Here is a 633-nt window from a genome sequence, read left to right as displayed (position 1 = left end):
CATCGCTCTCTTTCTTCTTACGCTTCTTACGGTCGTCAAGTGTCCAAGTGTGCTCATCATCTGGCAACCCGAACCGTGAGTAATTGGCGACGTGATCAATAATGGTCGCTGTCTTGTTCGGTCGATAACGCATTGAACGCATCGACTGCTGAATGTAGAGTACCAACGATTCAGTTGGCCGCAACATGATGACTACCGAGCAGTCAGGAACGTTGAAGCCCTCACTGATCAAGTCCACATTGCAGAGAACCTTGAGCTCACCAGCCTTAAAGTTGGCCATGATTCGCTCTCGCTCTGCTGTGGGCGTCTTAGCATCAGCGTGCTCAGCGTTGATACCAGCTCGTCTAAAGGCTTCGGCAACTTCCTTGGAAAACTCTACCGAGTGAGCGTACACAATGGCCTGCTGGCCCGGTGTCTTCTCCTGATATGTCTTAACGACATCCCCAAAGATAGTCCGGCCCACTGCATCATCAATCGACTTATTGGTGTAGTCCCCAGTGCTCGATTTCTTCAACTTTTCATCGTTGACCAATTTCACCGAAAAGTACTTGTATGGAGCCAGATAGTGGTTCTCAATCAACCAATCAATTGACGGGCCCAGAACCATATCATCATAGACATCGTGCAAACCCT

At 49.1% G+C, this 633-nt stretch carries 1 protein-coding gene; it reads right to left on the bottom strand.

The genetic code is table 11. The features are described 5' to 3' along the window. The coding region (locus ACYVN4_RS45055; RefSeq protein ID WP_460730455.1) for a DEAD/DEAH box helicase at positions 1-633 on the bottom strand (633 nt) is incomplete at both ends.

The sequence above is a fragment of the Nocardia heshunensis genome (genome assembly GCF_054782115.1).
This window is presented reverse-complemented; position numbering and strand designations above follow the sequence as displayed.